This is a genomic window from Roseovarius halophilus (ex Wu et al. 2025) (genome assembly GCF_047086965.1).
On the sequence record NZ_JBKOTX010000002.1, the window covers coordinates 31,010 to 54,836 of the forward strand.

At 66.7% G+C, this 23,827-nt stretch carries 24 protein-coding genes and 1 pseudogene; 12 read left to right on the forward strand and 13 right to left on the reverse strand.

Going from position 1 to position 23,827, the window contains the following annotated elements; all coding sequences use genetic code 11:
* Nucleotides 1-16 precede the first annotated feature (16 nt).
* Together ACH107_RS00580 and ACH107_RS00585 are read right to left on the reverse strand one after the other, a co-directional pair.
* The gene (locus tag ACH107_RS00580) at nucleotides 17-1,324 is read right to left on the reverse strand and encodes an ammonium transporter (RefSeq protein WP_310690158.1); all 1,308 of its coding nucleotides are present in this window, start codon (nucleotides 1,322-1,324) and stop codon (nucleotides 17-19) included.
* 25 nt (nucleotides 1,325-1,349) lie between these two features.
* Nucleotides 1,350-1,688 (reverse strand): P-II family nitrogen regulator, encoded by a 339-nt coding sequence (locus ACH107_RS00585; RefSeq protein ID WP_310690115.1) that lies wholly within the window; start codon nucleotides 1,686-1,688, stop codon nucleotides 1,350-1,352.
* A gap of 263 nt (nucleotides 1,689-1,951) precedes the next feature.
* Between ACH107_RS00585 and ACH107_RS00590 the strand changes: the two genes are divergently transcribed.
* Nucleotides 1,952-4,096 carry a transglycosylase domain-containing protein gene (locus ACH107_RS00590; protein ID WP_412504189.1) on the forward strand — a complete coding sequence of 715 codons (2,145 nt, stop codon included), beginning with the start codon at nucleotides 1,952-1,954 and terminating at the stop codon, nucleotides 4,094-4,096.
* A gap of 11 nt (nucleotides 4,097-4,107) precedes the next feature.
* On the opposite strand, the gene ACH107_RS00595 is transcribed toward ACH107_RS00590, so the two are convergent.
* The 3 genes from ACH107_RS00595 to ACH107_RS00605 are packed head-to-tail and all read right to left on the reverse strand — an operon-like array spanning nucleotide 4,108 to nucleotide 5,827.
* Entirely contained in the window at nucleotides 4,108-4,467 is a 360-nt protein-coding gene (locus tag ACH107_RS00595) for a hypothetical protein (protein WP_310690117.1), read from the reverse strand.
* Complete coding sequence (locus tag ACH107_RS00600; RefSeq protein WP_412504190.1) at nucleotides 4,464-5,063, reverse strand: phospholipid-binding protein MlaC; 600 nt, start codon at nucleotides 5,061-5,063, stop codon at nucleotides 4,464-4,466. The genes ACH107_RS00595 and ACH107_RS00600 overlap by 4 nt, the downstream gene beginning before the upstream one ends.
* Complete coding sequence (locus tag ACH107_RS00605) at nucleotides 5,063-5,827, reverse strand: VacJ family lipoprotein (protein ID WP_412504191.1); 765 nt, start codon at nucleotides 5,825-5,827, stop codon at nucleotides 5,063-5,065. Before ACH107_RS00605 ends, ACH107_RS00600 begins: the two co-directional genes overlap by 1 nt.
* A gap of 135 nt (nucleotides 5,828-5,962) precedes the next feature.
* On the opposite strand from ACH107_RS00605, the gene ACH107_RS00610 reads away from it, so the two are divergent.
* From ACH107_RS00610 to ACH107_RS00640, 7 genes and pseudogenes are all read left to right on the forward strand, one after another.
* Nucleotides 5,963-7,720 (forward strand): type I secretion system permease/ATPase, encoded by a 1,758-nt coding sequence (locus tag ACH107_RS00610; protein ID WP_412504192.1) that lies wholly within the window; start codon nucleotides 5,963-5,965, stop codon nucleotides 7,718-7,720.
* Nucleotides 7,717-9,020 (forward strand): annotated as a pseudogene (locus ACH107_RS00615) (HlyD family type I secretion periplasmic adaptor subunit). Before ACH107_RS00610 ends, ACH107_RS00615 begins: the two are co-directional and overlap by 4 nt.
* Before the next feature lie 68 nt (nucleotides 9,021-9,088).
* On the forward strand, nucleotides 9,089-9,547 hold the full coding sequence (locus ACH107_RS00620) for a RidA family protein (RefSeq protein WP_310690123.1): 459 nt from the start codon (nucleotides 9,089-9,091) through the stop codon (nucleotides 9,545-9,547).
* On the forward strand, nucleotides 9,547-10,293 hold the full coding sequence (locus ACH107_RS00625) for a glycerophosphodiester phosphodiesterase family protein (RefSeq protein WP_412504193.1): 747 nt from the start codon (nucleotides 9,547-9,549) through the stop codon (nucleotides 10,291-10,293). Before ACH107_RS00620 ends, ACH107_RS00625 begins: the two co-directional genes overlap by 1 nt.
* Before the next feature lie 31 nt (nucleotides 10,294-10,324).
* Nucleotides 10,325-11,512, forward strand: coding sequence for a GNAT family N-acetyltransferase (locus tag ACH107_RS00630; RefSeq protein WP_412504194.1), 1,188 nt, complete (start codon nucleotides 10,325-10,327; stop codon nucleotides 11,510-11,512).
* 15 nt (nucleotides 11,513-11,527) lie between these two features.
* Nucleotides 11,528-11,812 carry a 4a-hydroxytetrahydrobiopterin dehydratase gene (locus ACH107_RS00635; RefSeq protein WP_412504195.1) on the forward strand — a complete coding sequence of 95 codons (285 nt, stop codon included), beginning with the start codon at nucleotides 11,528-11,530 and terminating at the stop codon, nucleotides 11,810-11,812.
* 124 nt (nucleotides 11,813-11,936) lie between these two features.
* Nucleotides 11,937-12,728 carry a mechanosensitive ion channel family protein gene (locus ACH107_RS00640; protein ID WP_412504196.1) on the forward strand — a complete coding sequence of 264 codons (792 nt, stop codon included), beginning with the start codon at nucleotides 11,937-11,939 and terminating at the stop codon, nucleotides 12,726-12,728.
* 76 nt (nucleotides 12,729-12,804) lie between these two features.
* Here ACH107_RS00640 and ACH107_RS00645 read toward each other — a convergent pair whose 3' ends face one another.
* A complete protein-coding gene (locus tag ACH107_RS00645; RefSeq protein WP_310690128.1) occupies nucleotides 12,805-13,293 on the reverse strand; it encodes a peroxiredoxin in 489 nt (162 codons plus the stop codon).
* Between the two features lie 85 nt (nucleotides 13,294-13,378).
* On the opposite strand from ACH107_RS00645, the gene ACH107_RS00650 reads away from it, so the two are divergent.
* Together ACH107_RS00650 and rsmD are read left to right on the forward strand one after the other, a co-directional pair.
* On the forward strand, nucleotides 13,379-14,587 hold the full coding sequence (locus ACH107_RS00650; RefSeq protein WP_412504197.1) for an NAD(P)/FAD-dependent oxidoreductase: 1,209 nt from the start codon (nucleotides 13,379-13,381) through the stop codon (nucleotides 14,585-14,587).
* On the forward strand, nucleotides 14,584-15,153 hold the full coding sequence (rsmD, locus tag ACH107_RS00655) for a 16S rRNA (guanine(966)-N(2))-methyltransferase RsmD (protein ID WP_412504198.1): 570 nt from the start codon (nucleotides 14,584-14,586) through the stop codon (nucleotides 15,151-15,153). Before ACH107_RS00650 ends, rsmD begins: the two co-directional genes overlap by 4 nt.
* On the opposite strand, the gene map is transcribed toward rsmD, so the two are convergent.
* Both map and sfsA read right to left on the reverse strand, forming a co-directional pair.
* Nucleotides 15,147-16,016 (reverse strand): type I methionyl aminopeptidase, encoded by an 870-nt coding sequence (gene map / locus ACH107_RS00660; protein ID WP_310690131.1) that lies wholly within the window; start codon nucleotides 16,014-16,016, stop codon nucleotides 15,147-15,149. The genes rsmD and map overlap by 7 nt on opposite strands.
* 69 nt (nucleotides 16,017-16,085) lie before the next feature.
* Nucleotides 16,086-16,790: a DNA/RNA nuclease SfsA gene (gene sfsA / locus ACH107_RS00665; RefSeq protein WP_412504224.1), complete on the reverse strand. Its 705-nt coding sequence runs from the start codon at nucleotides 16,788-16,790 to the stop codon at nucleotides 16,086-16,088.
* 39 nt (nucleotides 16,791-16,829) lie between these two features.
* Here sfsA and ACH107_RS00670 point away from each other — a divergent pair, with 39 nt between their 5' ends.
* The gene (locus tag ACH107_RS00670) at nucleotides 16,830-17,552 is read left to right on the forward strand and encodes a competence/damage-inducible protein A (protein ID WP_412504199.1); all 723 of its coding nucleotides are present in this window, start codon (nucleotides 16,830-16,832) and stop codon (nucleotides 17,550-17,552) included.
* An 86-nt stretch (nucleotides 17,553-17,638) separates the two neighbouring features.
* Here ACH107_RS00670 and ACH107_RS00675 read toward each other — a convergent pair whose 3' ends face one another.
* The 5 genes from ACH107_RS00675 to ACH107_RS00695 form a co-directional block, all read right to left on the reverse strand.
* Nucleotides 17,639-18,544, reverse strand: coding sequence for a LysR family transcriptional regulator (locus tag ACH107_RS00675; protein WP_412504200.1), 906 nt, complete (start codon nucleotides 18,542-18,544; stop codon nucleotides 17,639-17,641).
* A gap of 143 nt (nucleotides 18,545-18,687) precedes the next feature.
* Nucleotides 18,688-20,712 carry an FAD-dependent oxidoreductase gene (locus ACH107_RS00680; RefSeq protein ID WP_412504201.1) on the reverse strand — a complete coding sequence of 675 codons (2,025 nt, stop codon included), beginning with the start codon at nucleotides 20,710-20,712 and terminating at the stop codon, nucleotides 18,688-18,690.
* A gap of 83 nt (nucleotides 20,713-20,795) precedes the next feature.
* A complete protein-coding gene (locus ACH107_RS00685; protein ID WP_412504202.1) occupies nucleotides 20,796-21,182 on the reverse strand; it encodes a hypothetical protein in 387 nt (128 codons plus the stop codon).
* Between the two features lie 10 nt (nucleotides 21,183-21,192).
* Nucleotides 21,193-21,966 (reverse strand): DUF6478 family protein, encoded by a 774-nt coding sequence (locus ACH107_RS00690; protein ID WP_412504203.1) that lies wholly within the window; start codon nucleotides 21,964-21,966, stop codon nucleotides 21,193-21,195.
* Nucleotides 21,967-22,072: 106 nt separating this feature from the next.
* The gene (locus ACH107_RS00695; RefSeq protein WP_412504204.1) at nucleotides 22,073-22,705 is read right to left on the reverse strand and encodes a hypothetical protein; all 633 of its coding nucleotides are present in this window, start codon (nucleotides 22,703-22,705) and stop codon (nucleotides 22,073-22,075) included.
* Between the two features lie 150 nt (nucleotides 22,706-22,855).
* On the opposite strand from ACH107_RS00695, the gene accD reads away from it, so the two are divergent.
* A complete protein-coding gene (gene accD / locus ACH107_RS00700) occupies nucleotides 22,856-23,812 on the forward strand; it encodes an acetyl-CoA carboxylase, carboxyltransferase subunit beta (protein ID WP_310690139.1) in 957 nt (318 codons plus the stop codon).
* Nucleotides 23,813-23,827 lie beyond the last annotated feature (15 nt).

Below are 23,827 nucleotides of genomic sequence, written 5' to 3' on the forward strand. Positions count from 1 at the left end.
GCTTCACGAAGGAATGTCAGCCTTTGGTAAAGTCGGGGTAGGCCTCCATGCCCAGTTCGGAGGTATCCAGCCCCTGGACCTCGGACTCTTCGCTGACGCGAATGCCCATGGCGGCCTTGAGGATGAACCAAACCACCAGCGCGACCACGAAGGTGAAGACACCGTAGGCGATGATGCCGGTGATCTGGGCGCCCCAGTTGCCGGTGTAGAAGGCCACGGCCAGCGTGCCCCAGATACCGGCGAAGAGGTGCACCGGGATGGCACCGACCACGTCGTCGATCTTGAACTTGTCCAGCATCGGCACGGTCAGGACCACGATCACACCGCCGATGGCACCGGTGATGAGCGCCATGAACAGCGACGGGGCCAGCGGCTCTGCGGTGATCGACACCAGCCCGGCCAGCGCACCGTTGAGCACCATGGTCAGGTCGACCTTGCCGTACATCACCTGCGTCAGGATCAGCGCCGCGATGGCGCCCGCGGCGGCTGCCATGTTGGTGTTGGCAAAGATCCGGCCGACGTCGGTGATGTCACCCACGGTTCCGGCCGCCAGCTGCGAGCCGCCGTTGAAGCCGAACCAGCCCAGCCACAGGATGAACGTCCCCAGGGTGGCAAGCGCGAGATTGGAGCCCGGGAAGGGGTTGACCTTGCCATCCTTGTACTTGCCCAGACGCGGGCCCAGCACGATGGCGCCGGCCAAGGCTGCCCAGCCGCCCACGGAGTGCACGACAGTCGAGCCGGCGAAGTCCGAGAAACCCATCTGCGACAGGAAGCCGCCGCCCCACTGCCAGGAGCCCGAGATCGGGTACATGATACCCGTCAGGATCACGACGAAGATCAGGAAGGGCCAGAGCTTGATCCGCTCGGCCAGGGCACCCGACACGATCGAGGCGGTCGCGGCCACGAACATCAGCTGGAAGAAGAAGTCCGACGCAACGGAAGCATAGCCGAGATCGGCATCAGCTGCCCCCAGCCCGACCGGCTCGAGCACGGTGGGCACGAAGTTGGGCGCGAAATATCCGTTGAATTCGCCCGGATACATCAGGTTGAAGCCGATCAGCCAGTACATGATCGCTGCCGTCGAGTAGAGCGCGATGTTCTTGGTCAACTGCATGGTCACGTTCTTGGACCGAACGAGCCCGGCTTCGAGCATGGCAAAGCCTGCTGCCATCCAGAAGACAAGGAAGCCGCCGATGAGGAAAAGCAGCGTAGTCATGATATAGGGGCCGATCTCGTCGAAGCCCGGCGCGGCGTCCTGGGCCAGCGCGAGGGTCGGCAGGGCGGTCAGGGCCCCGGCGACCGAAAGTGTCTTGAGAAGTTTCATTGTCAGATGTCCCTTGGCCAGCGCCTCAAAGCGCGTCGTCATTGGTTTCGCCCGTGCGCACGCGCAGGGCACTTTCGAGGTCGAGCACGAAGATCTTGCCGTCGCCGATCTTGTCGGTTTTGGCGGTCTTGGCGATGGTCGAGACGACCTCGTCTGCCATGGCGGCGCCGACCGCGATTTCCAGCTTGACCTTGGGCACGAAGTTCACGGCGTATTCTGCCCCGCGGTAGATTTCGGTATGACCGGACTGGGACCCGAACCCCTTGATCTCGGTCACCATCATGCCGCGCACGCCGATGGAGGTGAGCGCTTCGCGAACCTCCTCGAGCTTGAACGGCTTGATCGTTGCAATGATGAGTTTCACTGGCTTCCCCTTGAATTTGGCGTAGCTGCGCAGCCGTCACGACTGCGCTTGACCACAAAAGGGGCGCGTGGTGGGCCGCACCTCAATGAAATGCCGCGCCTGCGAAATGCATCGCGGGGAAAAATCGCACAAAAAATGCACAAATCATGCTAGTTGGTTAATATTTAATCATTCATAAAAATGCTGGGCCGAGGTCGATGCGTCTCTACAAACGAATCCCGCCAGGCTATCATGCGCGCAAATTCGGCAACGGCAGAGCAGAGATGTCCCGAGGAAAAAGCCCGCGGCCACCGCTTGTGGCCGACAAGCGCCATGCGGCGAAGACCGGGCGGAAAAAGGCGGCGCGCAAGCCACGCAAGGCATCCCCCACCCCGCGCAGGCGCGCGCCCCGGCGCGGGCCGCTTGGCGCGCTTCGGGCCTTGCTTGGCGGCGCCGTGAAGTGGGCCCTTCTGCTGGTCTGGCGCTTCGGCCTGCGGGCCGGGCTCGCCGTCGTGCTGATCACCGGGCTGGGGGTGTTCTACTACGCCGCCACTTTGCCGCCCATCGACGCTTTGATCGACGGACGCACGCGTGGCTCGGTCACGCTGCTGGACACCAGTGGCGAGGTCTTTGCCTGGCGTGGCGACCAGTTCGGCGGCATGGTCACCGCCGAGACCGTCAGCCCGCACCTGCGCAATGCCATCGTGGCGACCGAGGACAAGCGGTTCTACGCGCCCTATCACATCGGGATCGACTTCTACGCGACAGCGGCGGCGATGGTCCGCAACTACCGCGATGGCGGCAATCCGCTTTCAGGGGCCGGCGGGTCCTCGATCACGCAGCAGACGGCCAAGCTGCTCTGTTTCGGGCGCGCCTATGACGCCGACATCTGGGAAGACGAAGCCGCCTACGAGGCCGACTGCCGCGAGACGACGCTCTGGCGCAAGGTGGTCGAGGCCACCTATGCCATGGCCATGGAGGCCCGCTATTCCAAGGACGAGATCCTCACGGTCTACATGAACCGCGCCTATCTGGGCGCCGGCGCGCGCGGGTTCGAGGCCGCCGCCCAGCGCTATTTCGGCATCTCCGCGGCCGAAGTCAACGCCCCCCAGGCCGCCATGCTGGCCGGCTTGCTGCGCGCGCCCTCGGCCACCTCGCCCACGCGCAACCTGCAAGCCGCACAGGACCGCGGCGATACCGTGCTGCGGCTGATGCGCGAACAGGGCTACCTGACGCCCAAGGAAGCGGCATTGGCACAGACCAATCCGGCAACGCTGTCGAGGGCAGCGGGGCAGCGCTCGGGGGGCTACTTTGTCGATTGGGTCATGGACAGCGGGCCGGAATTCTTCACCCGCCAGACCACCGAGGACGTGATCATCCGCACCACGCTGGACCAGCGACTCCAGCAGGCCGCCGAAGAGGGCCTGACCCGCGTGTTCGAAGAAGAGGTGCGGGACGGCTCCCGCGCCCAGGCTGCCATCGTTGTCATGGACGCCGATGGCGCCGTGCGCGCCATGGTGGGTGGGCGCAACACCCGCGCCGCGGGGGCCTTCAACCGTGCCACGCAGGCCCTGCGCCAGACCGGATCGGCCTTCAAGCCCTTCGTCTATGCCACGGCGCTGGACCTCGGGATGCGCCCGACGGACGTGATCCTGGATGAACCGACCTGCTGGGACGTGCCCGGCCCCGACGACTGGTGCCCCGAGAACTACAGCCGCGACCACGCAGGCGAGGTCACGCTGACTCAGGCGCTCATGGCTTCTCTCAACATCCCTGCGATCAAGGTGTCGGAACGCGCAGGGCGCGACAACGTGCGCACCGTGGCCGAGATGTTCGGCATCGACAGCGAGCTCGCCAGGGGTCCCGCCCTTGCGCTGGGCACCTCGGAAAGCACCCTGCTGGAAATGACCGGCGCCTATGCGGGCATCCTCAACGGCGGCTCGGCAGTCACGCCCTATGGCCTGGTCGAGCTGCACCTGATGGGTGACAACACCCCCTTGATGGGCGCGCAGGGCGGCATCCGTGACAGGGTGATCCGCGAAGACGCCGCACGGACACTGACCTGGATGATGCATCAGGTGGTGGAAGAGGGGACAGGGCAGCGCGCACGGATCGACGGTTGGGAGATCGCGGGCAAGACCGGCACCTCGCAACAGGCGCGCGACGCCTGGTTTATCGCCTTTACCGCCGACTATGTCGCCGGGGTCTGGATGGGCTACGACGACAACACCCCGCTGACCGGGGTCACAGGCTCGGGTCTGCCGGCCGAAATCTGGCGCGAAGCCATGACCGGCATCCTCGACAGCGTGCCGCCGTCACCACTGCCGATGCAGCCGCCTACCGAACCCGAGACCGGTGGCCCGGGGCTGTCGGATCCAGCCGCCGCGGCCCTGATCGACATGGTGTTGCAGGAACTTGCCGGGCAGTAGCCCGGGCGGCGCTACTGCCCGGTCGGCGGGCTACAGCGATCGTAGCGGAAGGCGTAGCCATCCCAGACCATGATGATGCCGTCGCCTTCGGCGGCATTCATGACCATGGCACGCTCGGTCCAGCGCGCACCTTCACCGCTGCATTCCATGGTATAAAGCGTGGCGTCCATGTTCACGACATTGACGGGCCGCGACATGCGGCATTCGCTCTCGACCCCGTAGAAAATGCCCTCCGCGATCCGAAGCGCGCCACCATCGACGCCGACCAGCCCACAATCGGCGTTGGCGTTCTGGCGATAAGTACCGTCATAGGGCGTGGCCAGCACCACCCCGGGCAGGGCCGCGACAAAGAGAACCAGCGCGCGGCTCACGCCATAGCCCTCAGGTCTGCGATCAGCCGGTCCAGGTCACCGCCGCGCTGGTCGAGCATGGCGCCAATTTCCTGACGCTCGGAAACCAGCATGTTCACGCCCTCGACGATCAGGTTGAAGAAGACCGGGCGATCGGGGCGGTCATAAACGTGGAAGTCCACGCGGAAGGGCGCCTGCCCCGGCAGGTCGGCGACGGTCTGCACTTCCATGTAGTTGTTCACGGGCACGGTGCGCTGCACGTTGATTTCGCCGCCCCGGAATTCGCGGAAGCGCCGGCCGTACTTGTTGGCCAGGTAGGTCCCGAAGGCGTCGGCAAAGGCCGACCGCTGCGCGTTGCTGGCCGAGCGCCCCGCCACGCCGAGGGCCGAGGCCGCGATCGCCGCCGTGTGCGCATAGTCGTCGAACACGCTTTCGAACTGTCGGATCATCTGGTCTTCGCTGCCGCCAGAAGAAATGATGGCGTTGATGTCGGCCACCGCGCGGTCGACAAGCTGGCGCGCCTGCGACTGCGACAGTGCAAGGGCCGGCATGGGCAGTGCTGCCGCAGCAGCGGCGGCAAGGCCAAGGGCGGAGAACTGGCGGCGGGTCACGGTCATCATTCGAATCCTTCCAGATCGAGGGCAAAAGGATCGGCCTCGTCCGCGGGCGGAGCCTCGCCCAGGTCGAACCGGCGGTTCTGCAGATAGCCAGAGCGCGATTGCAGGTAGCTGTCGGCGCTGTCATAAAGCACGCCGTCGAAGGTCTGCATGAAGCGGCCCCGGTCGATCACCAGGGCAGCGCCGCGCGCGGCCAGACCATAATCCAGTTGCGGCTGCGTGCCCACATGCGACAGCGGGTCAAGCGCCATGTCCACGATGCGGCCGGCGGCAGCCCGTTCCGTAGAGGGCCCGAAAACGGGCAATTCGATGTAGGCGCCTTCGTCAGCCCCCCAGACGGCGAGGGTCTCGCCAAAATCCGTCGTCTTCTCGTGCAGGCCGATGCCGCCTGCCGGGTCGAACAGCCCGCCCAGGCCGATGGTCGTGTTCAGCAGGAACCGCATGGTGTTGGTGCCGGCCCCGCCGACATCCCCCTGCAGCACCCCGTTGAGCACCATTCCGGGCAGCCCGGCATTGTCGGCGAAACTGGCCACCGGGCCGGTGATCTCGGGCGGGGCCCCGGCGGCCGCCTGGCCGAGGGGGCGCAGCACCGCGCGGTCCAGCGACTTGTTGAAGGCATGTACCTCGCGGTTGGTCGCCTCGTAGGGGTCATTGAAGCCGCCGCCGGGCGGGGCAGGCGTACAAGCAGCCATGGCCCCCAGAACAAGGATGGCGCAGAGGGTCACGCGGGGTGGTTGGCGGACAAGGGGCAATGACGGTTCCACTCAGGGTTTTGCTAACCTTTGGCAGATAGTGAACAGACAGGCAATGAACAGACCTGTCATGAAAGCGACGAGCAATCGTGATCCGGATACCACGTCGCGCAGGACCGCGGGAAGAGGATTGGCAAGAACACGCCCATGAAACACACCGACCCGACACAGGCCGAGATCGCCACAGGCCGGCAGGAGCTGCGCGCGGCCCTGCGGCAGTCGCGCGGGCTGTTCTGGTTCGTGGCCCTGTTCAGCGTCTTCGTCAACGCGCTCATGCTGACCGGCCCGCTCTACATGCTCAACGTCTATGACAGGGTGCTGGGATCGCGGTCCGTGGAAACGCTGGCGGCGCTCTCGGTTCTGGTGGGCTTTCTCTATGCAATGATGGCGCTGCTGGATTACGCGCGGGGCCGGATCATGGGCCGGGCCGGGGCGCGGTTCCAGTCCGCGCTGGACCGGCGGGTCTTCATGGCCACCCTCGATCCCCGCGCCACGGCGCGCGCCCCGCAAGAGGCCGCGACGGGCCAGCGGGATATCACAGGCCTGCAACGGCTGATCACCTCGCCGGTGCTGCTGGCGCTTTTCGACCTGCCCTGGACCCCGATCTTCCTGCTGGGCATCTTCATCTTCCACCCCTGGCTGGGCCATCTGGCCATTGTCGGGGGCGGGCTACTGATCGGGCTGGCCCTGGCCAACCAGGTCACCACCCGCGCCCCGCTGGCCGAGGCCAATGCCGCCGCCTACCGCGCCGAGGCGCTGGGCCAAACCCTGCGCAGCGAGGCCGAGATGGTGCTCGCCTTGGGCATGCGCGCGGCAACGCAGGACCGCTGGGAACACCTGCGCGGCCACACTTTGGAGGCCAGCCTGCAGGCCGGGGATCACGCGGGCACGTTTTCCGCGGTGACGCGGGCATTCCGGCTGTTCCTGCAGTCGGCCATGCTGGGCCTTGGCGCCTACCTCGTGCTGCAGGATCAACTGACCGCGGGGGCCATGATCGCGGCGTCAATCCTGCTGGGCCGCGCGCTTGCCCCGGTCGAGACGCTGATCAACCAATGGGCCGTGGTGCACCGCGGGATCGACGCCTGGCGCAGCCTGGCAAGGTTGCTGGGCGTGGCATCACCAGCGCCCCCGCGCACAGCATTGCCGGCCCCCCGCGCCCTGGTCGAGGCCCGCGATGTCACCGTCATGCCTCCGGGCCAGACAAGCGCCACCCTGCGCAGGGTCGACTTCCGGCTGGAACCGGGGCAGGCCATGGGTGTGATCGGGGCCTCCGCCACAGGCAAGTCGACCCTGGCCAAGGCGCTCATCGGTCTGTGGCCGCCGTCCGGGGGCAATATCCGGCTCGATGGCGCGGCGTTGGACCAATACGACCCAGACAGGCTGGGCAGGCATATCGGCTATCTGCCGCAGCGCGTGCGGCTCTTCGAGGGCACGATCAAGGACAACATCGCCCGGATGTCCGACGTCCACGACGATGCCGCAGTCGTCGCCGCCGCGAAACAGGCCGCCGCCCATGACATGATCCTGAAATTGCCCGAGGGCTACGACAGCCGGGTGGATACGACAGGCGGACGCCTGTCCGGCGGGCAGGCTCAGCGGATCGGACTGGCCCGCGCGCTTTATGGCGGCCCGGTGGTTCTGGTGCTGGACGAACCCAACGCCCACCTCGACAACGAGGGTTCGCAGGCGCTCAACGCGGCGGTCCGCGCGATGAAGGCCGAGGGCCGCGCCATCTTCATCATGGCCCATCGGCCCGCCGCGATCCAGGAATGCGACCGGATTCTCTACCTTGAAAACGGGATGGCGCGGGCCTGCGGGCCACGCGACGCCATCATGAAAAAGGTCGTCGCGAACCACGCCTCGATCGCGACGCCCCGCGCGGTCGGCGGCACGGGCATGACATGAGCGGGCGAACCCGCCGCTGGCCGGTGCGCCGCCCGGTTGTGATCGGGCTGCTGTCGCTGCTGCTGCTGCTGGGCGGCTTCGGCGCGGCTGGGCCGTCACCGCGCAGATCACCGGGGCGGTGATCGCCTCGGGCCGGATCGAGGTCGAGCAGAACCGACAGGTCGTCCAGCACATCGACGGCGGCGTGGTGCGCGACATCCTTGTGTCCGAGGGCGACACTGTGCCCGCGGGCACGGTGCTGATGCGGCTGGACCCGGGCGACCTGGCGGCGCAACTGACCATCATCGAGGGGCAGTTGTTCGAGATCCTCGCCCGCCGTGCCCGCTATGAGGCCGAGCGGGACCATGCCGAAAGGCTGTCATTCGACCCGATCCTGCATGCAGCCGGCAGCGCTGCGACGACGGAGCTGATGCAGGGGCAGGAACGACTGTTCCGCGCCCGTCTGGAAACCGCAGCGCAAGAGGCCGAGCAGTTGCACCGCCGCGCCGGGCAGGTGCGCAGCCAGGTCTCGGGGATCGAGGCGCAGCAGGCGGCGGTGGACCGTCAGCTCGCGCTGATCGAGCAGGAACTGACAAGCCAGCGATCCCTGCTGGAGCGAGGTCTGGCCCAGGCGGGAACAGTCCTGATGCTGGAACGTGAAAAGGCCCGTTTGTCGGGGCAGGCGGGGAACCTCGCCGCCCGCAAGGCCGAAGCCGAGGAGAAGATCACCGGACTGGCGCTCGAGATCATCCGCCTGCGCACCGGCCGCCGGGAAGAGGCGATCACCCGCCTGCGCGACCTGCAATTCAACGAGCTGGAGCTGCGCGAGCAGCGGGCCGATCTGCAACGCCGCCTGGACCGACTGGAGATTCGCGCGCCCGTCTCGGGCGCGGTCCACGGGCTGACGGTCTTCGGCGCCGGCGCGGTGATACGCCCGGCGGACCCTGTCCTCTACCTCGTGCCGCAGGACCGGCCTCTGGTGATCGCCGCCCGGGTGGCGCCTACGGACATCGATTCAGTCCGGCGCGGGCAGGAGGTGACGCTGCGCTTTTCCTCGCTGGACCGGCGCCGCACCCCCGCGCTGTTCGGCACCGTGCGCCAGGTCTCGGCCGATGCCTTCACCGACGAGACGACGGGCCGCAGCTACTACGAGGCCAAGGTGGTGCTGAACGCGGACGAGGCCGAGCGCCTGCCCGAGGGCACAACCCTGATCCCCGGCATGCCGGTCGAGACCTTCATCCGCACCGTGGACCGCACGCCCATGGCCTATCTGACCCAGCCGCTCATGGATTACATCTCGCGCACTTTTCGGGAGGGGTAGCATTGGGGCTTTCACGGCTGCCGGATTGGGGCTAGCGTCGCGGCCAAGCAACGTCAGGGAGCCCGCAAATGACCATCGAATCGCGTCTTGCCGAACTTGGCGTCGCCCTGCCCGACGCGCCCGCCCCGGCGGCCAACTACGTGGCTTTCGTGCAAAGCGGATCCCTGGTGCATGTCTCGGGCCAGATCGCCATGGACGCCGATGGCCCGGTCAAGGGCAAGCTGGGGGACACCATGACCGTCGATCAGGGCGCCGCCGCGGCCCGGCTCTGCGCGATCAGTCTTCTGGCCCAGCTCAAGGCCGCCTGCGACGGCGATCTCGACAGGCTGGTGCGGGTCGTCAAACTGACCGGCTTTGTCAATTCCACCCCAGACTTCACCGACCAGCCAAAGGTGATCAACGGCGCAAGCGATTTCATGGTCGAGACCCTGGGCGAGGCCGGGCGCCACGCCCGCTCGGCTGTCTCCGCTGCCGCCCTTCCGCTTGGGGTGGCCGTCGAGATCGAGGGCCTCTTCGAGATCGACTGATGCTGCCGACCGGCTTTCACGCACACCCCTTCGCTCACCGGGCGCTGCACGGGCCGGGGCGGCCCGAGAACAGCCGCTCAGCCATCGACGCGGCCATCAGCGCCGGCTACGGTATCGAGATCGACCTGCAGCTTTCCAGAGATGGCCAGGCCATGGTGTTCCATGACTATGCGCTGGATCGGCTGACCGGTGCGCGGGGGCCGGTGCGCCAGCACAGCGCGCAAGACCTTTCGGCGATCCAGCTCAACGGAAGCGAAGAAGGCATCCCGACCCTGCGCCAGGTCCTCGACCAGGTCGCCGGTGCCGTTCCCCTGCTGATCGAGGTCAAGGACCAGGACGGCGCGCTGGGGGCGGACGTCGGCCCACTGGAAGAAGCCGCCGCCGCCTGTCTTGCCGACTATCCCGGCCCGGCGGCGGTGATGTCCTTCAACCCGCATTCCGTGGCGCGCATGGGCCAATTGCTGCCCGATCTGCCGCGGGGCTTGACGACCTGCGCCTTCATACCGGACGACTGGCCGACCGTGCCCCGGGCGCGGCTGGACGCCCTGCGCGGCCTGCCCGACCTTGCCCCCCTGGGCGCGGATTTCATCAGCCACCAGTGGACCGACCTGACCAGCCCCGCCGTCAGCGCCGCCAAGGCGAAGGGGCTGCGCGTCTTCTGCTGGACCATCCGGTCGAACACCGATCAGGCCACGGCGCTGGCAAACGGCGCCGACCAGGTGACTTTCGAAGGCTACCTGGCTTGACCCTTCGGCCCCCTGCGCCAATTTTCAGGGAATGGACGCCTCGCCGATCGAGATCACCGCACATCGAAGCCTGTCGGAGATTCCGGCCGCCGACTGGGATGCCTGCGCCTGCCCAGAGGCCAGCGACGGGGGCCCGCCCATCGACCCCTTTACCACACACAGGTTCCTGACTGCGCTGGAGGACAGTGGTAGCACCGGCCCCGGCACCGGCTGGGAGCCGCACTATCTGGCCGCCCGCAGCGGCGGAAAGATCATCGCCGTCGCCCCTTTGTATGGCAAATCGCACAGCCAGGGCGAATACATGTTCGACCATAATTTCGCCCATGCCTATGAACGCGCGGGCGGGCGCTACTACCCCAAGCTGCAGATCGCCGTCCCCTTCACCCCGGTGACCGGCCGCCGTTTCCTGACCCGGCCGGGGCACGAGACGCAGGGCATTGCAGCGCTGGTGCAGGGGGCGGTTCAACTGGCCTCGGACAACGGGTTGTCCTCGGTCCACGCGACCTTCTGCACACAAGACGAGGCGCTGGCCGGGGAAGAGGCGGGACTGCTGCGCCGCACGTCGCAGCAATACCACTGGGCCAACAACGGCTATGCCGACTGGGAAGATTTCCTGGCCCACCTGTCCAGCCGCAAGCGCAAGACCCTGCGCAAGGAGCGCCGCGAGGCGCAGGATTTCGGCGGCGAGATCGTGCAACTGACCGGCGATGCGATCCGGCCCGAACACTGGGACGCGATGTGGACCTTCTACCAGGACACCGGTGCGCGCAAATGGGGCACGCCCTACCTGACGCGGGCCTTCTTCGACATCGCCCATGAAAGGCTGCGCGACGACATCCTTCTGGTCTTCGCCCAGCGTGACGGGCAACCCGTCGCAGGGGCCATGAACCTGATCGGTCGGCACAACCTGTTCGGGCGCTATTGGGGCTGCACCGAGCATCATCCCTTCCTGCATTTCGAGATCTGTTATTATCAGGCCATCGACCATGCCATCGCACATGGGCTTCGCACGGTCGAGGCGGGCGCGCAGGGGGAACACAAACTGGCACGCGGCTACCTGCCCGTGACCACGCATTCGCTCCACTGGTTCGCCGATGACGGGTTCCGCGATGCTGTGGAAAACTACCTGCAGGCCGAGCGCCGCGCGGTTGACGAAGAGGTCGAAGTGCTGACCAGCTATGGCCCGTTCCGCCGGGCCGAGACCGAGGACCACGACTGAGCAAAGGAGATCACAATGGCCGATGCGATAGACGACGCCGGGCGCAAGACCCTGCAAGAGGCGGGCTGGACCGCCGTCGAGGGTCGCGACGCGGTGACCAAGACCTTCACCTTCGCCAATTTCGTCGAGGCCTGGGGCTTCATGTCCCGCGCGGCGATCTGGGCCGAGAAACTGAACCACCACCCCGAATGGTTCAACGTCTTCAAGACGGTCGAGGTGACGCTCTCGACCCATGACATCGGCGGGCTGAGCGAGCTGGACCTGAAGCTTGCCCAGAAAATGGACAAACTGTCCGCCTGAGGGGACCGGCGGCGCAACTTTCCCCGACCGGGGGAGTTGCACCGCCCCGGTCGCATGGCTAGTGCGACACCCGGGCCGGGACTATTGTCCGGTTCCAGTGTGATTCACCACAGGGGCTGTTGCCATGTCAGAAGACTTCATTTTCGACCTTGTCCTGAATATCGCCGTCGCATTGGCGATCTTCGTTGTCGCGCTCTGGCTGAGCGGTTGGCTCAGGGGCCGCATCGTCAAGGCCGCCGAGAAGAACCGGAAATTCGATCTCACGCTCGCAAGGTTCCTTGGCAGCCTGGTGCGCTACGCAGTGCTGGCCATCGCGGTGATCTTCATCCTTGGACGATTCGGGATCGAGACGACCTCGCTCGCGGCATTGGTCGGCGCGGTGGGTCTGGCCATCGGTTTTGCCCTGCAGGGGTCTCTGGCAAACTTGGCCGCGGGGGTCATGCTGATCGTCTTCCGCCCCTTCAAGGCCGGCGACTATGTCAACGCGGCCGGCCAGTCGGGCACCGTCGACGAGATCACCCTCTTCACGACCGAGATGACAACGCCAGACAACGTCAAGATCATCGTGCCGAACGGCAATGTCTTCTCGGGTGCGATCACCAACTTCTCGCATTATGACACGCGGCGTTGTGATCTGGTTTTCGGCGTGTCCTACGGCACCGACCTGAAGACGGCCGAGACGATCCTCACCGACATCGTGACAAGGGACGAACGGGTCATGTCCGACCCCGAACCCTTCGTGAAGGTGACCAACCTTGGCGACAGTTCGGTAGATTTCTCCGTGCGCGCCTGGTGTGCCGCCGATGACTACTGGAACCTGAAGTTCGACCTGACCCGTGCGGTCAAGGAAGCCTTCGACCAGCAGGGGGTGGAAATCCCCTTCCCGACCCGGACGATGGTCCAGCAGGCGGGCTGACGCCCGGATCACGCATCCTGCAAAGACCGGGGCGCCGGTTCGGGATGGATTCCCGGACCAGCGCCCCGGAGACATTTCAAAGCTCGGCCAAAAGCGCCTCACCGCCCGAGGTTTCGCAGACCCCGGGGTTTTCCTCGACGTGCAGGACCCTGACCACCCCGTCCTCGGCATACAGGGCGAACCGCTTGGATCGGTCGATCAGGCCAACCGGCGGCGCGGTGAAATTCATGCCGATGGCCTTGGTGAACTCCGCCGAGGCATCACCGATCATCTGGACACCGGCCTGCGCGGCGCCGGTGCTCTCGCCCCAGGCGCCCATGACGAAGGGGTCGTTGACGCTGACGCAGATCACCGCGTCGACGCCCTTGGCCGCAAAAGCCGCCTTGGTGCGGATGAAACTGGGCACATGCGCGGTTGTGCAGGTGCCGGTGTAGGCGCCCGGCAAGCCAAACAGCACCACCTTGCCCGACCCGGCCAGATCGGTGATCTGCACCTCCTCCGGCCCCTCGGCGCCCATGCGCAGGACCTTGGCGTCGGGCAGCTTGTCCCCTACTGAAATCGTCATTCGGCATTCCCTTTCGTCAATTGCGTTTCGCTCCGCTTGGACTATAGGGTCGCGCCACGGAAAAGCGAGATGGGGATGGTGGATAATGGCGCATCATATCGTGATCGGCGGTGGACAGGCGGCGGCATCGCTCGTGGCCAAACTGCGCGACAGCGGTTTTGACGGCGATATCACCCTGATCGGTGCCGAACCGGTGCCACCTTATCAGCGCCCGCCGCTATCCAAGGCCTATCTTCTGGGTGACATGACACTCGACCGGCTCTTCCTGCGGCCCGAGCAATGGTATTCCGACAACAACATCACCCTGCGCACCGGCGTGCGGGTGACGCAGCTGGACGCCCATTACAAGACCCTGCACCTGGATACCGGCGAGGTGCTGACCTACGACAAGCTGGCCCTGACCACGGGCGCGCATCCGCGCACCCTTCCAGCTGAGATCGGCGGCATGTTGCAGGGCGTCCATACCGTGCGCGACCTGCGCGATGCAGACGCCATGGCGCCCGCGTTCCGCGACGGTGCGCGGCTGCTTGTCATCGGTGGCGGCTATATCGGTCTGGAGGCCGCGGCAGTGGCGGCCAAGAAGGGCGTCAAGGTCACCCTCGTGGAAATGGCTGACCGCATCCTGCAACGCGTGGCCTGCCCCGAAACCTCGGCCTTTTTCCGTGACCTGCACCGTGCGCATGGCGTCGATATCCGCGAAGGCGTGGGCCTGCAGAACCTGACCGGCACTGACCGCGTCACCGGCGCGATCCTGACCGACGGCACCGAGCTTGAGGTCGATTTCGCCATCGTCGGCGTCGGCATCCAGCCCGCCACGGCCCTGGCCGAGGGCGCGGGGCTGGAGATCGACAACGGCATCGTCACCGACCCGCAGTGCCGCACCTCCGACCCGGACATCCATGCCGCGGGCGATTGCGCGACCTGCCATTTCAAGGGCCAGCGCATCCGGCTGGAAAGCGTCGGCAATGCCATCGACATGGCCGAGATCGCGGCCCGGAACATGGCCGGCGAGGATGTGGCCTATGCGCCCAAGCCGTGGTTCTGGTCGGATCAGTATGACTGCAAGTTGCAGATCGCCGGGCTGAACATGGGCTATGACGCCGTGCATGTCCGCGACGGTGGCGAAGCCCGGTCGCACTGGTATTACAAGGGCGATGACCTGATCGCGGTGGACGCGATGAACGACGCCCGTACCTACATGGTGGCCAAGCGCCTGATCGAGGCCGGAAAATCCCCCGCACCCGAGGTCGTGACCGATTTGGCAACCGACATGAAGGCCCTGCTGAAGGCGTGAGGATCATCGGCGGCCAGCATCGCGGACTCACGCTCGCCTCGGTCGGCAAGGGGGACGCGAGTGCGCATTTGCGCCCCACGCCGGACCGGGTGCGCGAAAGCCTGTTCAACGTGCTGGCGGGTTACGGGTTGCCCCAAGGCGCGCGGGTGCTGGACCTTTTCGCCGGGACCGGCGCGCTGGCGCTCGAGGCGCTGTCGCGCGGGGCCAGCCATGCGACCCTCGTGGACAAGGGCCGTACGGCGCAGCGCCTGATCCGCAAAAACCTGTCCAAGGCGCGGCGCGAGGCGGATGCCCGCCAGCTGACCTGCGCCGCCGACCGCCTGCCACGGGCCGAGGCGCCCTGCGGTCTGGTCTTTCTTGATCCACCCTATGGGCAGGGCCTGGGCGGGCCGGCGCTTGGTGTCGCCCGGCGGCAGGGCTGGCTGGCCCCGGACGCCCTGATCGTCTGGGAAGACAGCGCGCCGCAGGCCGCGTCCGCGGGGTTCGCCATGCTCGATAGCCGCCGCTATGGCGACACGCATGTCACCCTGCTGCGCGCCGCGCCGCTGCCGGACGGGGATCAGTAGGTCGGGTGGAACCAGCCCGCTGGCGACAGGGTGAAGATATCCGCCCCCTCGGCGGTGATGCCGACGGAGTGCTCGAACTGGGCCGAGAGCTGCTTGTCCCGGGTCACCGCCGTCCAGTCGTCCTTGAGAACCACCGTTTCCGGTCTGCCCAGGTTAACCATGGGTTCGATGGTGAAGAACATGCCCTCTTCGAGAACCGGGCCGGTGCCCGCACGCCCGTAGTGCAGCACGTTGGGCGGGGCGTGGAACACTCGGCCCAGCCCATGGCCGCAGAAATCGCGCACGACGCTCATGCGCTGGCCCTCGACATGGGACTGGATCGCATGACCGATGTCACCGAAGGTATTGCCCGGCCGCGCGGCCTCGATCCCCTTCATCAGGGCATCATGCGTGACCTGTATCAGCCGTTCGGCCTTCTGGTTGGGTTTGCCGCCCGCGACGAACATGCGGCTGGTGTCGCCGAACCAGCCGTCCAGGATCACCGTGACGTCGATGTTAAGGATATCGCCGCTCTGCAGCGCGTCATCCTCGCGGCGCTTCTCGAAGTTCTTCGAAATCGTCTCGGACCGCGCCTTGGGGATCGGCGCGCCGGGAATGCCGTGGCAGACCACGTGATTGACGCTGATGCAGCTGGCGTGCTGGAACCCCTTGTAGCCGATGGTTGCAGACTCCGCCCCGGCCGCGCGCACCCAGTCGGTGATCTTCCTGTCCAGATCGCCGGTGGTGGCACCGGGCACCACGTGATCGGCGATCCGGTCTAGGATCTCGGCCGCCAGGCGACCGGCCGCATGCATGCCTTCGAAATCCGCCTGCTCGTGCAAGCGGATGCCGTCCTTCGTGATCCTGCCGCGCGTGTCGTCCATGGCACCTACCTTCTTGATTGATCCCGGAATACGGCAAAACGGCCCGGTGCAAAAGGCCCGGCGCTGCGTCTATTTCGCCGAATTCGGGCCATGGAAAGTGCAGGCGGGGCCAAGCTCGATCGCCTCGGGCGTGATCGCGGCGCGATGGCAGATCACCTCGACGCCCGCCGCGCGCGCATCCTCGAAGGCGCTGGCATAGTCCGGGTCGATATCCGCGGCCAGGCTCATGTCGACACAGTCCGTGCGCTGGACCAGGTAGAACATCACCGCGCGCCGCCCCATCCGGGCGACCTCGGCCAGCTCATGCAGGTGTTTGGTGCCGCGTTTGGTCACACTGTCGGGAAACTCGGCCAGGCCGGGCCGGCGCGCCAGCGTCACCGACTTGACCTCGACGAACGTGTCGCCGCCCAGACAAAAATCCACCCGGCTGCCCGTGCCGAATTTCACCTCGGCACGCACCGCACCCGCCCCGGCCAGCGCGGGCACCGCCCCGGCGCGCAGGGCCTCGCCCACAACCCGGTTGGCCAGAGAGGTGTCGATGGTGACGAAGCCGCCGTCCAGCTCTGCCAGCCGCCAACCCCAGTCGAGTTTCTTCCTCGGGTCGTCGTTGCGCTCGAGCCAGACCCTTGTCCCCGGGGCGTTCAGCCCCAGCATGGAACCGGGATTGGGGCAATGGGCCTTCACGTCTTCGCCCGTGTCCAGCATCACGTCGGACAGGAACCGCATGTAGCGGCGTTTCAGCCGACCGGGCACGAGGGGCGTGGCAAAGCGCATAGCCATGACCTATACCAGCGCCCAACGAAGGAGAAGACCATGCCGAACCCAACCGCCGCCATGCTCGTCATCGGGGACGAAATCCTGTCCGGGCGCACCCGCGATTCAAACATGCACTTCCTCGCCGGGGAACTCACGCGGATCGGCGTCGACCTAAAAGAGGTCCGCGTGGTCAGCGACGACCAGGACGCCATCATCGCCGCCTTGAATGCCCTGCGCGCGGCCTTCGACACGGTCTTCACCTCGGGCGGGATCGGGCCAACCCATGACGACATCACCGCCGACAGCGTGGCCGCAGCCTTCGGCGTGGGCATCGACGTTCGCGACGACGCGCGCGCGGTACTGCAAGCGCACTACGACCGGGCCGGGACCACATTGAACGAGGCGCGGTTGCGCATGGCGCGCATCCCCGACGGGGCGGCGCTGATCGACAACCCCGTCAGCGCCGCGCCGGGGTTCTCGCTTGGCAACGTGCATGTGCTCGCGGGGGTGCCTGCCGTCTTTCAGGCCATGGTGGCCAGCGTCCTGCCCCTGCTGGTGGGCGGCGCGCCGATGCTGAGCCAGACCCTGCGCGTGGAGCGGGGCGAAGGCGACGTCGCCGCCCCGCTGGCCCGGCTGGCCGAGACCTACCCGGAGCTGTCCATCGGTTCCTACCCGTTTCAGAAGGACGGGGCCTATGGCACGCATGTCGTCGTGCGCGGGGCCGATGGCGCGCAGGTCGAGGCGGCCGTGGCCCGGCTGGCCACCGACCTGGGACTATGACACCGCAGCCTTGCAAAGCGATCACCGTCCTGCCAGCGCAGCGACGACAGGCGGCCCTTGTTCCGGCATGATCCTGCGCCTTGGCGCTACCAGCGCTCGGGGCCTTTCTCGGCAAATGCATGGGCCAGGAAATCTATGAAGGCGCGCACCTTGGGCTGGGTGAACCTGCCCGGCGGGTAGACGGCATAGATCCCGTGGGTTTCCACCGGGAGGTCGGGGATCGCGTCCTCGACCAGGCCCTGTTCCATCGCGTCAGCATAAAGAAAGCTCGGCAGATAGGCGATGCCCAGCCCCGAGATCGCTGCGTTGAGCAGCGACTGCCCGTCGTTGACCGTGAGCCAACCCGCGGTGCGCACCTGGCGTTTCTCGCCCGAGGGGGCCGTCAGTTTCCAGACGGCGGAATTCGCGGCATTGGAATAGTGCAGCAGCTTGTGTGCGTTCAGGTCGTCGATGCGCTGCGGCCGGCCGTGTTTCTGGAAATACGATGGGCTGGCGACCATCCGCCGCGAGGTCTCGGTCAGCTTGCGGGCGCGCAGGCTGCTGTCCTCCAACTCGCCGATGCGCACGGCCATGTCGAAGCCTTCGGAGATCAGTTCGACGAAGCGGTTGTTGAGTACCATGTTCACGGTGATATCCGGAAATTCATGCAGGAAATCGCCCAGCATCGGCGAAAGGTGATTAACTCCGAAATCCATGGCCGCCGAGATGCGCAGCAGGCCCGCGGGGTCCGACTGCATCGAAGTGACAAGGGCATCCGCCTCGCCCGCGTCGGTCAGCACCCGACGCGCCCGGTCGTAGTAGGCCAGGCCGATCTCGGTCGGGCTGACGCGGCGCGTCGTCCGGTTGAGCAGCCGCGCCCCGAGACGCGCCTCCAGCGCCGAGACGTGCTTGGACACGGCAGACTTGGATATCCCCATCTTCCGTGCGGCGTCTGTGTATCCGCCCTGGTCCACCACGGTGGCAAAGGCTTCCATCTCGGTCAGACGATCCATCCTGCGTCCTCGGTCCCGGCCCTGTTCACCCGAAAAGGGTGACCGGGAAATCGGGCAGGACTGCGGCACATGCCTGACAATTTAGGGGTTTTCAGCGCACCGTTAAGCGCCCGGAAACGCGTCCGGGCCCCGCGCTTTGACGCTCAAAGCGCGGCGGCCAGCCGAACGCCCTGGTCAATGGCCCGTTTCGCGTCAAGCTCCGCCGCGACATCGGCCCCGCCGATGACATGCGGGCTCTGTCCGGCCGCCTCCAGTGCGTCGGCCAGGCCGCGCTCGGAATGTTGCCCGGCACAAAGAACAATCGTGTCGGCCTCGATCAGGGTCGGGTTTTCACGGGCCTCGCCGAATGTCACGTGCAGGCCCTCCGTGTCGATCCTTTCATAATTCACGCCGCCGATCATCTCAACGTTGCGCATCCGCAGGCTGGCGCGGTGAATCCATCCGGTCGTCTTGCCCAGCCCCTTGCCCAGCTTCTGCGCCTTGCGCTGAAGCAGTGTGACCCTCCGGGCCGGTGCATCCGGTTGCGGCCCCTCGGGCCGCAACCCGCCGCGCATCTGCTCGGGGTCGCCGACGCCCCATTCCGCCATCCAGTCGTCCAGATTCTCGGTCGGGCTGTCGTCAACCGTCAGGAATTCGGCCACGTCGAAGCCGATTCCCCCCGCGCCGATCACCGCCACGCGCTTGCCTACAGGCGCGCCGCGATACAGCACGTCGATGTAGGACAACACGTTGGGCCCGTGCTGCCCCGCGATCTGCGGGTCGCGCGGCACAACGCCGGTGGCAATGATGACTTCATCAAAATCGGCCAGCATCGCGGCGGTCGCCTCTGTCCCCAGGCGCGTCCTGACCCCCGCCGCCTCGACGCTCGCGGTGAACCAGTCGACCAGCCCGTGAAACTCTTCCTTGCCCGGAATGCGGCGCGCCATGTTGAGTTGCCCGCCCAGGGCCTCGGCCTTGTCGAAAAGCGTCACGTCGTGGCCGCGGCTGCCCGCTGTCACCGCTGCGGAGAGGCCTGCCGGCCCGGCGCCGACCACGGCGATCCGTTTTGCCTGCGCGGCCGGGTCCAGGGTGATTTCCGTTTCATGCGCGGCGCGCGGGTTCACCAGGCACGAGGCGACCTTCATGGAAAAGGTATGGTCCAGGCAGGCTTGGTTGCAGGCGATGCAGGGCGCGATCAGCGCCGCCTTGCCGCTGGCCGCCTTCTTGACGAAATGCGCATCGGCCAGGAAGGGCCGCGCCATGGAGACCATATCGGCACAGCCCTCGCCCAGCACGTCCTCGGCCACCTGCGGCGTGTTGATCCGGTTCGAGGTGATCACCGGGATACCCACCTGCCCCATCAGCTTTTTCGTGACCCAGGAAAAGGCGCGGCGCGGGACGCTGGTGGCGATGGTCGGAATGCGCGCCTCGTGCCAGCCGATGCCGGTGTTGATGATGGTGGCCCCCGCCGCCTCGATCTTCTTGCCGAGTGTGACGACCTCGTCCCAGGTCTGGCCCTTGGGGATCAGGTCGATCATGGACAGCCGGTAGATCAGGATGAAGTCGCGCCCTACGGCCGCGCGCACCCGGCGCACCACCTCGACCGGCAGGCGCTGACGGTTTTCCAGGCAGCCGCCCCAGCGGTCGGTGCGCCTGTTGGTATGTTCGACAAGGAACTGATTGAGGAAATAGCCCTCGGACCCCATGATCTCGATCCCGTCATAGCCCGCCTCGCGGGCGCGGGCCGCGGCAGTGACGATATCGGCGATCTGCGTCTCGATCCCCGCCTCGTCCAACTCGGTCGGGACAAACGGCGAGATCGGCGACTTGATGGCCGAGGGCGCGACGCAGTCCTTTCCGTAGGCATAGCGGCCCGCGTGCAGGATCTGCATGGCGATCTTGCCGCCCGCCGCGTGGACCCGGTCGGTGACGATGCGGTGGTTGGCGATGTCCTCGGGGGTGAAAAGTCCCGCCGCGCCGGGAAAGACGCCGCCCTCGCGGTTGGGAGCCATCCCACCGGTGACCATCAGGGCGACCTCGCCCCGCGCCCGCTCGGCATAGAACTCGGCCACACGGTTCCAGTCCTTCGTTTCCTCCAGTCCCGTGTGCATCGACCCCATCAGAACGCGGTTCTTCAGCGTGGTGAAGCCAAGGTCCAGCGGGGCCAGCAGGTGCGGATAATCGGTCATGGCGCCTCCCTTCAGCGGCTTGATGCCGGACATCGATCCAAAGGTCACGCGCAACGCTGCGTCAGGCGGGATGCGGGGCCGGCTCAGTCGCTCATGGTCGCTGCACAATGCCGCCGGAACGCCTTTTTCAGCATGTCCAGTTCGGCCCGCAGCAGGCCGATCTCGGCGCGGATATCCTCGGCCAGGGCATCGCCCGCGACGATGGCGAAGGAGGCAAGACCCTGATCCGTGCACCGGTCGCGGATCACAAAGGTCTGCACGCCGTCCGCGATGCGCTCGGCCGGGATAGGCACGCGGACATACCAGCAACCTTCGGTCAAATCCTGTTCGACCGCGACGCCCTCGATTTCCTGGTCCAGGTGCGTGACGGCCAGGTCGGGCTGCCAGCCGTCGTGCCCGGGGCGTTTCAGCACGCCGTGCCAGACCCCCTCGATCATCTGCAGCTTGGTCAGTGTCGCATCCTGGTCCATGGCATCCCTTTCAAAGCACGGCCCGGGGCACGCGGCAGAAGGTGACATCGCGGACGGTCACCTGGTTCATCTGCGGCCCCTCGAGGATCAGGTCGACCCAGGCGGACTCGACCCGTTTTTCATTGAGTTTGGTATAGGCGAGGTCGAACTCGACCATCACCTGACCCTCCTGCAGGGGCAGTTCCCGTGCGATCTGTTCGGTATTCGGCCCGTGCCGCACGTTCAGGCGCGCAAAGATCTTCAGCGGCGTCTCGATCTCGGCGATAATGTCCATGCGGATGAGGTGCCGCTTGCGCAACCCGTCGCAGGCATCCTGCGGCAGGTTGACGACAAGGCTCAGGAAGGTCCCGTCGAACTGGAACACATCCAGGCGCAGGCCAAAGGGAGCGAGATCCGCCTCGCGCGTGTTGCGCAGCTGGCGCAGGGTCAGCTCCGAGATGCGGCAATCGTGGAACAGCGCGACCTCCTCGCCCAGCGTCGTGCGCGATTCGATCGCCGCGCGCCCCTTGACCGGCAGCGCCTCGCGCCAGGCCTGCGGCCGCCAGGACCAGTCGGTGCCCTGCGGGCGGGGAAATGTCGTCGACCCGATGCGCGGCAGGGCCAGGCGGTGGTCGGCCTGGTAAGTCAACTCATCCAGGGTATGCCGCAGATTTCGCGCCGCGGTGCGCTGGCGGCGCAATTCCGCCAATTCCGTCTGCGGGGCCTGGGCCGCAGCACGCGACCAGTACCACCGCATCCGGCGGTTCACGAACCATGCCAGCAGCCCTTTGCGCAGCTTTGCCATGTGACGCCTTCGCCTTGCCTCGCTTACGGTACCGAACCTGCCAAATCGCTTCGCGAAAGGAAACAAATACCGGCGATATCGGGGGATTTCCGGTCCGGGTCTCCGCTCAGGGGGTGCCGGGGGCCGGCCGGTTAACACTTTCGATCGCATCGAGCGTCCGGTCAAGCAGGATACGCCCGGCCTCGTGGGTCAGCGGATCGCGCGCGTAGCTCAGCACCGAGACCGTGACCAGCCGGTCGCCGACATCCGCGAAGCCGCGCCAGATCGCAGGGGTCGTGCCCGGCAGCGGGGGCCCCGCGCGATCCTCGAACCGCACGGCAACGCGCGTGTCGCGCACCTCAACCTCGGCGATCTCGGCACCCGCGTCGCCACTGGCCATGAGCGCCTGGCCGGCGTCGCTGCCCAGGACCTCAGCCAGGTCATCGGCCCCGGTGCCGACAAGGGCGCTTCCCGACGCCCCGAACTGCACCGTCAACAGCCCGGCGCGATCCGGCATCACCGTGGCGCTGTCCGACAGCACGGCGCAGCCCGCCATGATCGCGAATCCGCGCGCGGCGGCGCTGGCAGACTGGTCCACGCAGTAGCGGCGGGGGCCACGCACGCGCACCGCCCCGTCCAGAAGCGCAAGGGTGCGGGTGCCCTCGCCGGTGCCGTCGCGCCCCAATCCGGCCAGGTCTAGCCCCTCGGCGCAGGCCGTCAGCCCGATCAGCCCGGCCAGCGCCAGCATGGTCTTGCGCATGGAGTTCCTCCGCCCGTTCCTCCGCGCCCGTTTAATGGGGTGGCCGGACGGGGACAAGCCCGACAGACCGGGCCGAACGGGCCGGACCCGCCGCCGATTGCATTCCATTCGCGCCCGCCTTATCCCTGTCGCGCAACGTCAGAGGCGCCCATGAACTGGATTTCCAATTACGTCCGCCCGCGCATCAACTCGATCTTCTCGCGCCGCGAAGTGCCCGAGAACCTGTGGTCGAAATGCGATGAATGCGGCACGATGCTGTTTCACCGAGAGCTGAAAGAGGCGCTGAATGTCTGCCCCTCCTGCGGGCATCACATGGGCATCACCCCGCGCGACCGCTTCAAGGCCCTGTTCGACGGCGGCGTCTTCACCGAGGTCGCGGTGCCCCAACCGGTCGAGGACCCGCTGAAATTCCGCGACCAGAAGAAATACCCCGATCGCCTGCGTGCGGCACAGAGGAAGACCGGCGAGCGCGAGGCCATGCTGGTCGCCGAGGGCGAGATCGGTCGCACCCCCATCGTTGCCGCCGGGCAGGACTTTTCCTTCATGGGCGGGTCGATGTCGATGTATGTCGGCAATGCCATCATCGCAGCCACCGAGCGCGCGATTGAAACGCGGCGTCCGCTGGTCCTGTTCTCGGCCGCGGGGGGCGCCCGGATGCAGGAAGGCATCCTGGGCCTGATGCAGATGCCGCGCACCACCATCGCGGTGCAGATGCTCAAGGAGGCGGGCCTGCCCTACATCGTGGTGCTGACCCATCCGACCACCGGCGGCGTCACGGCGTCCTATGCCATGCTGGGCGATGTTCAGATCGCCGAGCCCAACGCGCTGATCGGTTTCGCCGGGGCGCGGGTGATCGAACAGACCATCCGCGAGAAACTGCCCGAGGGGTTCCAGCGGGCGGAATACCTGCTGGATCACGGCATGCTCGACCGGGTCACACCGCGGGCCCAGTTGCGGGACGAGTTGATCACGATCACCCGGATGCTGATGGGCGAGGGCCCGGCCATCGCGGGCGACTTGCCGCCCCCCGCCGAGATGGCCCCACCAGACGAGGCCCCCGACGAAGCGGCGGAGGGTTCCGAAGCGGAAAAGGACGCCGAGGCGTGAGCGCCGGGTCCGACG

Excerpts from the sequence above, each read along its gene's own strand:
- ACH107_RS00635 (WP_412504195.1), top strand. The coding sequence starts at position 11,528 with ATGGCCGATGCGATAGACGACGCCGGGCGCAAGACCCTGCAAGAGGCG.
- ACH107_RS00620 (WP_310690123.1), top strand. The coding sequence starts at position 9,089 with ATGACCATCGAATCGCGTCTTGCCGAACTTGGCGTCGCCCTGCCCGAC.
- ACH107_RS00590 (WP_412504189.1), top strand. The coding sequence starts at position 1,952 with ATGTCCCGAGGAAAAAGCCCGCGGCCACCGCTTGTGGCCGACAAGCGC.
- ACH107_RS00645 (WP_310690128.1), bottom strand. The coding sequence starts at position 13,293 with ATGACGATTTCAGTAGGGGACAAGCTGCCCGACGCCAAGGTCCTGCGC.
- accD (WP_310690139.1), top strand. The coding sequence starts at position 22,856 with ATGAACTGGATTTCCAATTACGTCCGCCCGCGCATCAACTCGATCTTC.
- map (WP_310690131.1), bottom strand. The coding sequence starts at position 16,016 with ATGGACGACACGCGCGGCAGGATCACGAAGGACGGCATCCGCTTGCAC.
- ACH107_RS00625 (WP_412504193.1), top strand. The coding sequence starts at position 9,547 with ATGCTGCCGACCGGCTTTCACGCACACCCCTTCGCTCACCGGGCGCTG.
- ACH107_RS00690 (WP_412504203.1), bottom strand. The coding sequence starts at position 21,966 with ATGGCAAAGCTGCGCAAAGGGCTGCTGGCATGGTTCGTGAACCGCCGG.
- ACH107_RS00650 (WP_412504197.1), top strand. The coding sequence starts at position 13,379 with ATGGCGCATCATATCGTGATCGGCGGTGGACAGGCGGCGGCATCGCTC.
- ACH107_RS00580 (WP_310690158.1), bottom strand. The coding sequence starts at position 1,324 with ATGAAACTTCTCAAGACACTTTCGGTCGCCGGGGCCCTGACCGCCCTG.
- ACH107_RS00640 (WP_412504196.1), top strand. The coding sequence starts at position 11,937 with ATGTCAGAAGACTTCATTTTCGACCTTGTCCTGAATATCGCCGTCGCA.
- ACH107_RS00630 (WP_412504194.1), top strand. The coding sequence starts at position 10,325 with ATGGACGCCTCGCCGATCGAGATCACCGCACATCGAAGCCTGTCGGAG.
- sfsA (WP_412504224.1), bottom strand. The coding sequence starts at position 16,790 with ATGCGCTTTGCCACGCCCCTCGTGCCCGGTCGGCTGAAACGCCGCTAC.
- ACH107_RS00670 (WP_412504199.1), top strand. The coding sequence starts at position 16,830 with ATGCCGAACCCAACCGCCGCCATGCTCGTCATCGGGGACGAAATCCTG.
- ACH107_RS00675 (WP_412504200.1), bottom strand. The coding sequence starts at position 18,544 with ATGGATCGTCTGACCGAGATGGAAGCCTTTGCCACCGTGGTGGACCAG.
- ACH107_RS00685 (WP_412504202.1), bottom strand. The coding sequence starts at position 21,182 with ATGGACCAGGATGCGACACTGACCAAGCTGCAGATGATCGAGGGGGTC.
- ACH107_RS00695 (WP_412504204.1), bottom strand. The coding sequence starts at position 22,705 with ATGCGCAAGACCATGCTGGCGCTGGCCGGGCTGATCGGGCTGACGGCC.
- ACH107_RS00680 (WP_412504201.1), bottom strand. The coding sequence starts at position 20,712 with ATGACCGATTATCCGCACCTGCTGGCCCCGCTGGACCTTGGCTTCACC.
- ACH107_RS00600 (WP_412504190.1), bottom strand. The coding sequence starts at position 5,063 with ATGACCGTGACCCGCCGCCAGTTCTCCGCCCTTGGCCTTGCCGCCGCT.
- ACH107_RS00610 (WP_412504192.1), top strand. The coding sequence starts at position 5,963 with ATGAAACACACCGACCCGACACAGGCCGAGATCGCCACAGGCCGGCAG.